The following is a 12,988-nucleotide window of genomic DNA, read 5'->3' as shown; positions in this document are numbered from 1 at the left end:
ACCAGGCCCGGCCCTTCAAATGGACCAAAACCGCAGACCAGATCATCGACCGCATCTGCCGCTACTGCGACAGGATCTCCGGACCAGGACACTAGTACTGCGTCCGCAGGTGGTCCCAGAAGCCGTCCCGCAGAGCGCGCCGCAGATCGGCCTGTCCGCGCAGCGAGTACTGCAGCAGGCCCTCCGCCTCCACGAGCAGGTCCTGGTCGACCGAGCCCGGCAGATAGGGATGCCCGGGCAGCAGCTCGCCCAGTGAGTCCCGGCCCCGCGCGGCCAGCCACTTCGCCGAGATCTGCGCGCCGACGAACCGCACGTCCTCGCGGCTGGGCCGCCCCGCGGTCGTCTCGTGGACCGGGGCGGTACGGCGGGAGACGTACGGCTTGAAGAAGTCGAGGTCGAGCGTGCGCTGACTGTCGACCTCCCACAGGAGCGGCTCGGCCTGGTTGCGGCCCTCCGGCGCCTCGATGCCCCACAGGTGGACGCGGGCGCCGTAGCCCTGGGCGGCCTCCACCGCCGAGACCAGGTCCTCGTCGCCGCCGAGCAGGGCCGCGTCGCTGATGGCGCGGTGGCGGGCGAGGGACTCCAGGTCGGTGCGGATGAGGGAGTCGACGCCCTTCTGCTGGTTGTTGGCGTTGAGGTTGCCGAGGCGGACCTTCACGTCGGGCAGCTCCGCGATGGTCTGCTGCTCCGCGGTGTGGATGCGGCGCCGGGCGCCGTCGTACCAGTAGACCCGCAGCAGCCGGCTGTCCGCGAAGATCGTGCGGGCCCGGTCGATGAGCGCGTCGATCAGGCCCTCGGCGTCCAGGTCGAAGGCGCGGCGGTCCTCCGTCCCCGCCACCAGGCGCCCCGCGGCCGCGTACAGATACCCCGCGTCGACGAAGATCGCGTGGGTCGAGGGCGTCTTCGCCACCTCGGCGAGCATGCGCTGGAGCAGCTCGTTGGTGCGGTCGATGCGGGCACTGAGGGCCGCGAGGTCGTCGTTCATCGCCTCCATTGTCCCGGCGGTCACGCTGCGAACACAACCGGTCCCGGTCGGTCCCGTAACGACAGTCTTACGACTCAGTAATTAGCCGTTCGAAAAATTTCCTTAGCGTAGGGAATGTTTGACGGGTGCATCTCTGTTGACCCATACGGAACACCGCGCACAGCAGCCGGTGGGCCGCCACTCAAGTAGTTCTCCTCAGGAGGATGACCAGACGAAGGGAGAAGCCCTTGCGCTTCGAAATCATGCGACTCGACGACGTGGACGGCACGCCTGTGGACACGACCGTCGTGGACGCCGCCTCCGTCAACCGCATCGTGCAGCAGGCCGCCGCCATCGGGCAGCGCCTGTGGATCCGCCCGGCCGAGACCACGGCCTCATAACGCGCACGCTCTCCCGTACTGCGCAGCCCCCGCCCGGCATCGGCCGAGCGGGGGCTGTGCTGTTGCGAGCCGCCGTGACCGGGGGCGTACTGGCTGAGGGGCACATCGCGCGAGAACAGGACGGTGGGCCGTATGGCGGTGACGGGCCGGTCGAACGAGGAGCTGCACGAGCAGGCGGTGGCCGAGGCCGCGCGGCGGTACGAGGAGTCCTCCCCGGAGCGCGAGCGGGTGGAGAGCCGGATGGCGGCCGGGGTGCGCTTCCCGGACGCCCCGGACGCGCTCGCCGTGCGCGCGGACCGGATCCTCGACCGGGGCGGTCTGTCGCCCTCGGCGGTGGTGGCGGACATCCACCGCGAGGCCATGGACCTGCCCGACGCCAACGAACGCATCATCGACCTGTCCAACGAGCTGCAGGCCTGGTCCTTCCTGCCGCGCGGCGTCCGGGCCGGGGCCACGGTCGCCCGGATCACCCTGCGCCGCGACGGCCGCGAACTGCCGCACGGCACGGGTTTCATGGTCTCGCCGCGGCTGATGATGACCAACCACCACGTGCTGCCCGACGAGACCTTCCCGCGCCAGTGCTTCGCGGAGTTCAACGCCCAGGTCACGGTCGACAACCAGCCCGACACCGTCGTGCGCATGGAGTTCGACCCCGGGACGTTCTTCGCGGCGGACCGGCGGCTGGACTTCGCCCTCGTGGCGGTCGCGCCCGCCCGGGACGGCCGCCCGCCCGGTGAGATCTTCGGCTGGAACCGGCTGAGCGTGCAGATCGGCAAGCTGGTCCTCGGCGAGAAGGTCAACATCATCGGCCACCCGGACGGACGTCTGAAGGAGATCGTGCTGCGCGACAACGCCGTGCTCGTGCGGCTCGACGACTTCCTCCACTACCGGACCGACACCCGGCCCGGGAACTCGGGCTCCCCCGTCTACAACGACCAGTGGGAGGTCGTGGCCCTGCACCACAGCGGGGTCCCGAAGAAGGACGACCAGGGACGCATCCTGCGCCGGGACGGCCTGCCCTGGCAGCACGGCGACGGCGACGACGCGATCGACTGGGTCGCCAACGAGGGCGTCCGGATCAGCTCGATCCTGAAGCACCTGGCGGGGCTGGACCTCGACCCCGCGCGCCGGGCCCTGCTCGCCGAGATGGGCCCGGACTCCGGGCTGGACCAGAGCACGGCCGTCGCACCGTCGCTCACCCCGGCTGTGGCCCCACAGCCCCAGGGAACCACGGCCTCCGGCACGGAGACCCCCGGGTCGGCCGGGGGCATGGTGACCCCTGGAGCGGCCGGGCGCGAGAGCGGGACGGGCGTCCGGGAGACGGCGACCGGACTGCGCGCCCGGAGCACCGCCTTCGGCGGCCGCAAGCACCTGGTCTTCCTGCACGGCAGGGACCAGCACGGCAAGCAGCCCGGGGACCTGCGCCTGAACTGGACGGCCGGCCTCAACCGCGGCCTGACCCTCGCCTCACTGCCCCCGCTCGACCCGCAGGACGCCTGGTTCCCGTTCTACGGCACGCGCCTGCACCACCTGGTGAGCGGCCGGGAGAGCACGGCCGAGTCCATCGGCCTCGACCGGCTCAGCGCCGCCGCTGCCGCCGAGATCTTCGCCGCCGAGTCCCCCACGGGCTCCTACGAGCGGCTGATCCACGAGGCCGCCACCCGGGCGGGCATGCCCCAGGACGGTCCGGCGGCCACCGAGGGCTTCGGAGCGGGCCTGGTGGGCGCCCTGCACCGGCCGCTGAGCTGGCTCGCCGCCCGGTCCGACCTGGACGAGTGGACCATCGCCACGTTCCTGCGCGACGTCGACCTGTACCTCGGCGACGGTGCCGTCCGGCAGGCCGTGCTGGACAGCGTCCTGGAGACGATGCCCACGTCCGGTGAGCTCGTGCTGGTCACGCACAGTCTGGGCACGGTCGTCGGGATGGACCTGCTGACCCGGCTGCCCGAGGGTCTCGACCCCGTCCTGATGGTCACCGCGGGCAGTCCGCTCGGTCTGGACGGCGTCAACGAACGGCTCCTGGCCCGCGGTCCGCACCGGCCGCCCCGGGTCCGGGACTGGGTCAACGTCTGGTGTCCCACCGACGGGGTGGCCATCGGCTGTCCCCTGGAGGACGAACGGTGGGGCAAGCTCACACAGCTGGCCGTCTCCAACGGCCGGGACCGCGCCCACAAGATCGAGGAGTATCTCTCCCACCCGGGAGCGGCCGGGGCGATCGGCTCGGTCCTGACGGGACGGGGCTGACCTCAGCTCCCCTGGACGACCTGCGTCACGCCGTTGATGATCTGCTGCACGGCGATCGCGGAGAGCATCATGCCCGCGAGCCGGGTCACCAGGACCACGCCGCCGTCCTTGATGATCCGGATGATCACCAGCGAGTAGCGCATCACCAGCCACAGCACGACGTGGATGGCGAGGATCGCCGTCCACACGGACACCTGCGCGGTGACGGTGTGCGCCTTCTGCACGGCGAGGATGACCGAGACGATGGCGCCCGGCCCGGCCAGCAGCGGCATGCCCAGCGGCACCAGCGCCACGTTGACGTCCTTGGTCTGCTTCGGCTCGTCGGTCTTCCCGGTGAGCAGGTCCAGCGCGATGAGCAGAAGCAGCAGTCCGCCCGCGATCATCAGCGCGGGCACGGAGACGTGCAGGTAGTTCAGGATCTGGTGGCCGAGCAGACCGAAGACGGTGATCACACCGCCGGCGACACAGACGGCCTGGAAGGCCATCCGCTTCTGCACCTTCCCGGGCCGCCCGGCGGTGAGGGCGAGGAAGATCGGCGTGATCCCCGGGGGATCCATGATGACGAAGAGGGTGAGGAAGAGGGAGCCGAAGACGGCGAGGTCGAACATGAGCGTGATGGCCTTGCGAGTGTCGAGGGGGAGGCGCCGGCCCTGCCGTGGGCAGGTGTCCGCACGGCGGAACGGGCGGCCACGGCGCACAGCACCCCGTGCCGGAAGAGAAACCGGAAGAGAAACCGGAAGAGGAAGGGAAACGGGAGAGGGCTCAGACGGCTCCGCCGGCCCCCGGCACCGGGAACGCCCCGAACGCCCGCCGCGTGATCTCCCCGTACACCTCGGGGTCCGTCGTGTACTCCCCGAGCACACAGCTCTTGCGGCTGCCGTGGTAGTCCGAGGATCCGGTCACGAGCAGCCCGAGCTCCCGGGCCAGGCCGCGCAGCCGCGCGCGCGTCTCCGCGTCGTGGTCCATGTGGTCGACCTCGATGCCGTCCAGCCCGGCCGTCGCCATCTCCGCGATCGCGGCCTCCGGCACGGTCCGCCCGCGTTTGCTGGCCCCGGGGTGCGCGAACACGGCGACCCCGCCCGCGCCCTTGATCAGCCGGATGGCCTCGAACGGATCGGTCTCGTGCTTCTCGACGAAGACCCGGCCGCCGTCGGCCAGCCAGTCCTGCGTGAAGGCGTCGTTCACGGTCGGCACGACACCCAGCTCCACGAGCGCGCTCGCCACGTGCGGCCGCCCGACGGACCCCTCACCGGCGATCCGCGCCACCTGCTCCCAGGTCACGGGGACGCCCAGCTCCTGGAGCTTGGCGATCATGCCCTGCGCCCGGGGCACCCGGTCGTCGCGGACCAGCTCCCGCTCGGCGAGCAGCGCCGGCTCCTCGGCGTCGAAGAGGTAGGCCAGCATGTGCATGCTGATGCCGTCGAGGCGGCAGGAGAGCTCGGCCCCGGTGACCAGCGTCAGACCGGGCGGCAGCGCGGCGATCGCCTCGGCGTGCCCGCGGGTGGTGTCGTGATCGGTGAGCGCCACGACGTCGAGTCCGGCCGCCGCGGCCTTGCGCACCAGCTCGGCCGGCGCGTCCGTACCGTCGGAGGCGGTGGAGTGGGTGTGCAGGTCGATGCGCACGACGCGGACTCCAGACGGGGACGACACGGACAGGGCTGCTCAAGGATAACCGCATTCTCGACACCCACTGTCACACTCGAACCCGCCCGGCGCCCCCTACAGCCGCCCCGCTACGGCGCGAGCAGCCGCGGCGACAGAGCGCCGCAGGGCACGAGTTCGACCTCGGCCCCGGCGTCCCGCAGGTCCGCCAGCACGAGCTCGTCGTACATCAGCAGCCCCGACTGCTCCGGCCAGACCACGGCCCACAACCACATCCCCAGCGCCTCGCCGGCGAACACGGCCCGGTCGTCGGGCGCCCCGGAGACATGCCACAGCGGTGTCGGCCGCCCCGCGGCCAGCACCTTCGCCTGAGCCGGTTTGCCGACGTCCATGTACGGCCCGGGGTCGGGCCCCTCCATCCCGGCGTAGCGCGCTCCGAGTCCGACGCCCAGCTCCTCGGCGACGAGGATCAGCTCGCCCATCCCGCCGAGCGGTCCGGGGCCCGTGCAGGCGACGGCCGTGGCGCGACCGCCCGTGCGGTCGTCCCCCGCGCAGGCGACGCCCGTGAACAGCCAGCCCACCGGCAGCGGCCACGGCATCCACACGGGCACCTTGGTCCGGTGCACCACGACGTTGAGGGCGTCGACGCTGGGCGGTATCACGGGCTGCACCGGATGAACGGTGCCGTGCACATCGCACTGCCACGAGTCGGAGAAGAGGCCGGGAGCCCTGACCCGGCCACCGCACTTCGGGCAACTGGGTTCGCCCCTCATAGGGCCCCACGGTCCTACCCGCGCCCCGCCGCGTCAAGGACGATCACCCATCCGGACGGAACCCTTCACCACCCACACTAGATGTAGCTTGCATTTATTAGCTTGGCTAACTTAGTGTGTGCATATACCAACCATCTCCGTCTCGGGAAAGGGAGCACGCATGGACCCCTTCGACGCCGGAGCGGGCGGCCTCCTGAAGCAGCCCACGTCCGTGTGGGCGACCGCGGGGGCGTCGGTCGTCGCCTTCATGGGCATCGGGCTCGTCGACCCGATCCTGCCGTCCATCGCCCGGGGCCTGGACGCCACGGCCGGCCAGGTCTCCCTGCTCTTCACCTCGTACTTCCTGATCACCGCCGTCGCGATGCTGGTGACCGGGTTCGTCTCCAGCCGCATCGGCGGCCGCAAGACCCTGCTGCTCGGCCTGGCGTTCGTGGTCGTCTTCGCCGGACTCTCCGGCACCTCCGGGTCGGTCGGCGAACTGGTCGGGTTCCGGGCGGGCTGGGGCCTCGGCAACGCGCTCTTCGTCTCCACCGCCCTCGCCGTGATCGTCGGCGCGGCGGCCGGCGGCAGCGCCGCGGCGATCCTGCTCTACGAGTCGGCCCTGGGCCTCGGCATGGCGTGCGGCCCGCTGCTGGGCGCCCTGCTCGGCGACGCCAGCTGGCGCTACCCATTCTTCGGCACGGCGTTCCTGATGGCGGTCGGCTTCCTGTGCATCGCGGTGTTCCTCAAGGAGCAGCCGAAGCCGGCCCGCAGGACCTCGCTGCTGGACCCGCTCAAGGCCCTCGGCCACGGCGGTCTCGCCTCCGCGGCGGTCTCGGCGTTCTTCTACAACTACACGTTCTTCACCGTGCTGGCCTTCACGCCGTTCGTGCTGGACATGAGCCCGTACCGGTCGGGGGCGGTGTTCTTCGCCTGGGGCGTGCTGCTCGCCGTGTTCTCGGTGATCGTGGCGCCCCGCCTGCAGCGGCGGTTCGGCTCGCTGAAGGTGCTCGGCGGCTCGCTGGTGCTGCTCGCGGCGGACGTGCTGGTGCTCGGCTACGGCTCCCACACCACGGCCGTCGTCTGCACGGTCCTGTCCGGCGCCTTCATCGGCGTGAACAACACCGTCTACACCGAGCTGGCCCTCGGCGTCTCGGACGCGCCGCGGCCGGTGGCGAGCGCCGGGTACAACTTCGTCCGCTGGTTCGCCGCGGCGGCCGCGCCCTACTTCGCGCCGAAGATCGAGGAGTGGACCGACGTCCACGTCCCGTTCGTGGTGGCGGCCGTCACCGCGGTCGTGGGCGCGCTCGTGGTCGTCGTCCGGCGCAAGGCACTCACCCACGAGGCCGAGGAGCTCCGGCCCCGGCACGCCACCGAGGACGGGGTCACCGTCTTCGCCAACTGAGGCCTTACGGCGAGCGGTTGGTGAGCTTGCTCACTCCAGCGGCACGGATGTGCGGGACGGATCCCGCAGGTCCGTGCCCTGGTTCAGCCACCGCTCCTGCAGCGCCTGCGCGCCGTGCACCCGCTTCCAGGCGGCCTCGTTCGGCGTCATCGGCAGCAGCGGCAGGAAGCGCACGGGGTCGAGGGGCTCGTCGAGCTCCAGGTCCTCGACCAGGCCGCCCGGCTCCGCGACCAGGACCGAGGTGAAGGCGGCGCCGGGCCACAGCGGCTCGCCGACGTCCAGGGAGGCGCCGGGCGCCACGACCAGTCCCTCCACCTGCGGCGAGGCGGCCAGCACGGCGAGCGGCCTGAGCACCTTGTCGGTGTCGGCGAGGCCGGCGCGGACCGACAGGACCAGCTCCGCGCGGGGCCCCTTCACGGGGTCGGCGACCACCGCCGTCGGGTCCGTCATGGGGTGCGCGGACATGCCGAGCGTGGCGTAGCGGACGATGTCGCCCTCCTGGAAGCGGAGCACCTCGATGCGGTCCGTGCCCAGGAAGGTGACGGCCGCGCGCGCGTCCGGTTCGCCCAGTGCCGTACGCAACCGGGCCTCGACCAGAGGAAGAACATCTGCCATGCGGCGAGCATAGAACTCGTCAGTAGCGGGCAAACAAGCGCCTTGACACGTCGGGCGGCTGATACTCTGGCCCGGTGGTTCGGGGCAGCACGCAGAAGCGTCGCGATCAAGCCCCGACGCCGAAGGAACTCCCTTACGAGGGACCGGCCGGAGGAGGTGGGACTGCAATGGATCGAAGTCGACCGTGCAGTAGCACCACGCTCTTCCCGCCGCTGACGTAGCTGTTCTGGCTCTGGCTGGTCGCCACCTCTCGCACTCGCTCCACGCGGAAGAGCGCTTCGTTTCGCTTTGCCTGATCTGCCTCAGTAGCTGAATCAGTGACGAGACTCGCCACCGCGACGGTGCGGTGCTCCCCGCTTTGTGGACGTGCCAAACATCCTGCGCCCCAACGTCCTCATTCCGGGTAGTTCCACCTGTCGGGTCCGGCGCCTTTTCGTTGCCTGTCGCGAAGGAGCCCGCCATGTCGATGATCCGCGACCTGCGTGCCGTCGTCCGTCCGTCCCGCGTGTCGCTGCGCAAGGACGGCGGCCCGTACGACACCACCCGCAGCCCCGCGGCGACCTCCGCCGTCGTGGACTGCGCCGTCTACCGCGACGGCCGCCGCGTCCCGGCCGACGCCCCGCTGACCCCGCACGAGGCGGTGCGGGTCGCGCGCCGCGACGGGGGCTTCGTCTGGATCGGCCTGCACGAGCCGACCGAGGCCGAATTCGCCGGTATCGCGAGCGAGTTCGGGCTGCACCCGCTGGCCGTGGAGGACGCCGTCCAGGCCCACCAGCGGCCCAAGCTGGAGCGCTACGACGACTCGCTGTTCACGGTCTTCAAGACCATCCACTACGTGGAGCACGACCGGCTCGACGCCAACAGCGAGGTCGTCGAGTCCGGCGAGGTCATGTGCTTCACCGGACGGGACTTCTTCATCACCGTCCGGCACGGCGGCAAGGGCTCGCTGCGGACCCTGCGGCACCGGCTGCAGGACGACCCCGAGCTGCTGGCCAAGGGCCCGTCGGCCGTGCTGCACGCCATCGCCGACCACGTCGTCGACGGCTACATCGCGGTCGCCGACGCGGTGCAGGACGACATCGACGAGGTGGAGACCGACGTCTTCTCCCCCGGCCGCAAGGGCTCGCCGCGCGGTTCGGACGCCGGCCGGATCTACCAACTCAAGCGCGAGGTGCTGGAGTTCAAGCGGGCCGTGTCCCCGCTGATGCGGCCCATGCAGCTGCTGAGCGAGCGGCCGATGCGGCTGATCGACCCCGACATCCAGAAGTACTTCCGCGACGTGGCCGACCACCTGGCCCGGGTCCAGGAGCAGGTCCTCGGCTTCGACGAGCTGCTCAACTCCATCCTCCAGGCCAACCTCGCCCAGGCGTCCGTGGCGCAGAACGAGGACATGCGGAAGATCACCTCCTGGGCCGCCATCATCGCCGTGCCGACCATGGTCTGCGGGGTGTACGGCATGAACTTCGACCACATGCCCGAGCTGCACTGGCGGTACGGCTACCCGGCGATCATGGGCATCACGGTGGTCATCTGCCTGGGCATCCACCGCACGCTCAAGCGCAACGGCTGGCTGTGAGCGGCGTGGATAGGCTGGCGCCCATGACAAGCGAGCTGCTCCGCCAGGCCCTCGTCGAGGAGGCCACGAAGAAGTCCGGCCTCATCTGGGTCCAGGGCCCCGGGGGCCCGGCGCGCGCGCTGTGGCACGTGTGGCACGAGGGCGGAGCGTGCCTGGTCGGCGACGGGCCGGGCGAGCAGCCGCTGGCGGGACTGACCGACGGGGCCGAGGCCCGGGTGACGGTCCGCAGCAAGGACAAGGGCGGCCGGCTGGTCTCCTGGTCGGCGCGGATCGTGCAGCTCGCACCGGGCTCCGAGGCCTGGCGGGCGGCGGTCGGCGAGCTCAAGGGCAAGCGGCTGAACGCGCCCGACGGCGAGGCCATGACCGACCGCTGGGCCCGCGAGTGCCGGGTGCTGCGCCTGGAACCCACCGGGGCGACCGCGCCGCTGCCCGACGGCTCCCTGTCCGAGCCGCCGCTGCCGACCCCGGCGACCACCCGCCGTCCGGTCCCCGCGGGGCTGCCCCGCCTGCTGCTGAAGAAGAAGCGCAAACGGGCCTGAGAGCCCGGACGCGCCTAGGACGCCGGCAGCTGCTTGCCGTAGTCCACCGTCTCGTTCTTCTCCGGCTCCCTGAGGGCGAAGTCCTCACCCCAGGCGGAGAACGTGAGCGTGCCCGCCCCGCCCGCCCGCTCCAGGCGCAGCGGATACGGCTTGCCCTCCAGGGAGACCTCCAGGGTGCCGCCGGAGCCCTTGTCGCCGGTGATGCGGATGGTGCGCACCCCCGCCTGCTCGTCGTGCCCGTCCGTCGCGAGCGTGCCGTGCAGGGTCAGCAGACCGTCGAGGAGGAGAGCCTTGTCCGTGAAACCGCTGAACTTCTTGTACGCGGGGTCGCCCTGCGGCACCTTCACGAACTTGCCGCCCAGCTTGGAGGCCGCCGCCGCGTCCGCCTCGCCCTCGCCCTGGCCGCCGCCGTGACTCCAGAAGTCCGCGTCCGCCTTGACGAAGAGCTCCTCGCCGACGCGCAGCAGCTTGAACGTCGTGCCCTTGGTGGTGACCGAGCCGTCGCCGCCGTCGTCCTTGAGCCGCATGTCGAGCGCGTAGGTCCGCCCGCCGCTGACGACGCTGCCGTGCACCCGGACCGCCCCGGCGGACCCGGCGGCCGCGCGGGTCTTGCTCTGGATCTTGGCGGCGGGCAGTCTCCCCACGCCGTTGGTGCCCTCGTTGGGATCTTCCTCCGCGCAGCCCGTGAGCACCGTTCCCGTCACGAGCAGCGCGCACGTCGCGAGGGCGAGTGCGGCACCGCGGCTACGGCTCTGGCGAATCGGAGTCACAGGTGGGGCTGCCTCTCTGACGGGAGACCTGAACGGCGTACCGCAGGGTACCGGGGACGTGCGGGCAGGTCGGAGCCAGTCCGTCCGGACCGCCCGCCGACGCGGTCCCGATCGGGACGGGCTAGCCTGAAGCCCATCCGAGCGGGCAATTCGGAAGAGACAGCTACAAAGACAGGCACGACGTCAGGCAGTCCCAGAGGCATCAGGAACCACCCCGTACGAAAAGGAGCCGCGGCCATGGCAGCGGGCGCCCCCCGGATCTTCGTCTCGCACCTCTCCGGTGTCGCCGTCTTCGACCCCGCCGGCGATCAGGTGGGCCGCGTCCGCGATCTCGTCGTCATGCTGCGGGTGGGGCAGCGGCCCCCGAGGCTGCTCGGCCTCGTCGTCGAACTCGCCACCCGCCGCCGTATCTTCCTGCCCATGACCCGGGTCACGGCCATCCAGTCCGGCCAGGTCATCACCACCGGCGTGCTCAACGTGCGGCGCTTCGAGCAGCGGCCCACCGAGCGGCTGGTCTTCGGGGAGCTGCTGGACCGCCGCGTGACGCTCACGGAGACCGGCGAGGAGGTCACCGTCCTCGACCTGTCGGTGCATCAGCTGCCGGCCCGCCGGGAGTGGGAGATCGACCGGGTCTTCGTCCGCAAGGGCAGGAAGGGCGGTGCGTTCCGGCGTGCCAAGGGCGAGGCACTGACCGTCGAGTGGACCGCCGTCACGGGCTTCTCCCTGGAGGAGCAGGGGCAGGGCGCCGAGAACCTGCTGGCCACGTTCGAGCAGCTGCGCCCGGCCGACCTGGCCAACGTCCTGCACCACCTCTCCCCCAAGCGCCGCGCCGAGGTCGCCGCCGCCCTGGACGACGACCGGCTGGCCGACGTCCTGGAGGAGCTGCCGGAGGACGACCAGATCGAGATCCTCGGCAAGCTGAAGGAGGAGCGCGCCGCCGACGTGCTGGAGGCCATGGACCCGGACGACGCGGCCGACCTGCTGGGCGAGCTGCCGACGGACGAGCAGGAGCGGCTGCTGAGCCTGATGCAGCCGGGCGACGCGGCCGACATGCGGCGCCTGATGTCGTACGAGGAGCGCACGGCGGGCGGTCTGATGACCACCGAGCCGATCGTGCTGCGCCCGGACGCCACCGTCGCCGACGCCCTCGCCCGCGTCCGCAATCCCGACCTCTCCCCCGCCCTCGCCGCCCAGGTCTACGTGTGCCGGCCGCCCGACGAGACCCCGACGGGCAAGTACCTCGGCACGGTCCACTTCCAGCGCCTGCTGCGCGAGCCACCGCCCTCGCTGGTCAGCTCGATCGTGGACAGCGATCTGCAGCCGCTCGACCCGGAGGCCGACCTGCCGGCCATCGCGGGCTTCTTCGCCACGTACGACATGGTCGCGGCGCCGGTCGTCGACGAGGCCGGGTCGCTGCTGGGCGCGGTGACCGTGGACGACGTCCTCGACCACATGCTCCCGGACGACTGGCGCGAGACGGAGTTCCACCTGGACGAGGAGGAGGTGGCCACCGATGGTTCCTGAGCGCGAGAGCTCCCGCGAGCGCACGCCGGCCGGTGCCACGGCCGCCTCCCGGCCGCGCACCGCCCGGCTCGACCAGCCGGGCGTGCCCCGGCGCCGGTTCCTGCCCGAATACGACCCGGACGCCTTCGGACGGCTGTCGGAACGCATCGCGCGCTTCCTCGGCACCGGACGCTTCCTGGTGTGGATGACGGCAGCCATCGTCCTGTGGGTGGCATGGAACACCCTCGCCCCGCGCGACCTGCGCTTCGACGAGTACCCGTTCATCTTCCTGACCCTGATGCTGTCCCTCCAGGCCTCCTACGCCGCCCCGCTGATCCTGCTCGCGCAGAACCGGCAGGACGACCGTGACCGGGTCAACCTGGAGCAGGACCGCAAGCAGAACGAGCGGTCGATCGCCGACACCGAGTACCTGACCCGCGAGGTCGCCGCCCTGCGCATCGGCCTCGGCGAGGTCGCCACCCGCGACTGGATCCGCTCCGAGCTCCAGGACATGATCAAGGAGCTGGAGGAACGGCAGAACGGCCACCGCCACGACACGGTCGTATTCCCGGCGGAACGGCCGGGGGGACGTGACGCAGACGACCGCTGACGGCCTT

General features: G+C 71.4%; 13 protein-coding genes. 7 read left to right on the top strand and 6 right to left on the bottom strand.

From position 1 onward, the window contains the following. Window positions 1–91 precede the first annotated feature (91 nt). The gene (locus tag CHR28_RS33220; RefSeq protein WP_179272641.1) at window positions 92–985 is read right to left on the bottom strand and encodes an NYN domain-containing protein; all 894 of its coding nucleotides are present in this window, start codon (window positions 983–985) and stop codon (window positions 92–94) included. A 227-nt stretch (window positions 986–1,212) separates the two neighbouring features. Here CHR28_RS33220 and CHR28_RS33215 point away from each other — a divergent pair, with 227 nt between their 5' ends. Next, complete coding sequence (locus CHR28_RS33215) at window positions 1,213–1,365, top strand: hypothetical protein (protein ID WP_094057445.1); 153 nt, start codon at window positions 1,213–1,215, stop codon at window positions 1,363–1,365. 132 nt (window positions 1,366–1,497) lie between these two features. Further along, window positions 1,498–3,609, top strand: a complete 2,112-nt coding sequence (locus tag CHR28_RS33210) for a trypsin-like serine peptidase (protein ID WP_094057444.1) — start codon at window positions 1,498–1,500, stop codon at window positions 3,607–3,609. Window positions 3,610–3,611: 2 nt separating this feature from the next. On the opposite strand, the gene CHR28_RS33205 is transcribed toward CHR28_RS33210, so the two are convergent. From CHR28_RS33205 to CHR28_RS33195, 3 genes are all read right to left on the bottom strand, one after another. Beyond that, the gene (locus CHR28_RS33205; protein ID WP_094057443.1) at window positions 3,612–4,217 is read right to left on the bottom strand and encodes a MarC family protein; all 606 of its coding nucleotides are present in this window, start codon (window positions 4,215–4,217) and stop codon (window positions 3,612–3,614) included. A 154-nt stretch (window positions 4,218–4,371) separates the two neighbouring features. Beyond that, window positions 4,372–5,232: a PHP domain-containing protein gene (locus CHR28_RS33200; protein ID WP_094057442.1), complete on the bottom strand. Its 861-nt coding sequence runs from the start codon at window positions 5,230–5,232 to the stop codon at window positions 4,372–4,374. 110 nt (window positions 5,233–5,342) lie between these two features. Further along, the gene (locus CHR28_RS33195) at window positions 5,343–5,984 is read right to left on the bottom strand and encodes a DUF6758 family protein (protein ID WP_094057441.1); all 642 of its coding nucleotides are present in this window, start codon (window positions 5,982–5,984) and stop codon (window positions 5,343–5,345) included. A gap of 160 nt (window positions 5,985–6,144) precedes the next feature. Between CHR28_RS33195 and CHR28_RS33190 the strand changes: the two genes are divergently transcribed. Then, window positions 6,145–7,368, top strand: coding sequence for an MFS transporter (locus CHR28_RS33190; RefSeq protein ID WP_094057440.1), 1,224 nt, complete (start codon window positions 6,145–6,147; stop codon window positions 7,366–7,368). 30 nt (window positions 7,369–7,398) lie between these two features. Here CHR28_RS33190 and CHR28_RS33185 read toward each other — a convergent pair whose 3' ends face one another. Beyond that, on the bottom strand, window positions 7,399–7,983 hold the full coding sequence (locus CHR28_RS33185; protein WP_094057439.1) for a suppressor of fused domain protein: 585 nt from the start codon (window positions 7,981–7,983) through the stop codon (window positions 7,399–7,401). A 460-nt stretch (window positions 7,984–8,443) separates the two neighbouring features. Between CHR28_RS33185 and CHR28_RS33180 the strand changes: the two genes are divergently transcribed. Together CHR28_RS33180 and CHR28_RS33175 are read left to right on the top strand one after the other, a co-directional pair. Further along, window positions 8,444–9,559: a magnesium and cobalt transport protein CorA gene (locus tag CHR28_RS33180; protein WP_094057438.1), complete on the top strand. Its 1,116-nt coding sequence runs from the start codon at window positions 8,444–8,446 to the stop codon at window positions 9,557–9,559. 23 nt (window positions 9,560–9,582) lie between these two features. Next, window positions 9,583–10,098, top strand: a complete 516-nt coding sequence (locus CHR28_RS33175) for a hypothetical protein (protein WP_094057437.1) — start codon at window positions 9,583–9,585, stop codon at window positions 10,096–10,098. Window positions 10,099–10,112: 14 nt separating this feature from the next. On the opposite strand, the gene CHR28_RS33170 is transcribed toward CHR28_RS33175, so the two are convergent. After that, complete coding sequence (locus CHR28_RS33170; RefSeq protein WP_094057436.1) at window positions 10,113–10,868, bottom strand: hypothetical protein; 756 nt, start codon at window positions 10,866–10,868, stop codon at window positions 10,113–10,115. Window positions 10,869–11,105: 237 nt separating this feature from the next. On the opposite strand from CHR28_RS33170, the gene CHR28_RS33165 reads away from it, so the two are divergent. Together CHR28_RS33165 and CHR28_RS33160 are read left to right on the top strand one after the other, a co-directional pair. Then, window positions 11,106–12,392, top strand: coding sequence for a magnesium transporter MgtE N-terminal domain-containing protein (locus tag CHR28_RS33165; RefSeq protein ID WP_094057435.1), 1,287 nt, complete (start codon window positions 11,106–11,108; stop codon window positions 12,390–12,392). Then, complete coding sequence (locus tag CHR28_RS33160; protein WP_094057434.1) at window positions 12,382–12,981, top strand: DUF1003 domain-containing protein; 600 nt, start codon at window positions 12,382–12,384, stop codon at window positions 12,979–12,981. The genes CHR28_RS33165 and CHR28_RS33160 overlap by 11 nt, the downstream gene beginning before the upstream one ends. The last annotated feature ends 7 nt before the right edge of the window (window positions 12,982–12,988 follow it).

This window comes from Streptomyces sp. XY006 (genome assembly GCF_002237655.1).
Classification (GTDB): Bacteria; Actinomycetota; Actinomycetes; order Streptomycetales; family Streptomycetaceae; genus Streptomyces; species Streptomyces levis.
Note: the sequence above shows the minus strand (reverse complement) of the source record. Positions and strands in the feature narration are given on the sequence as shown.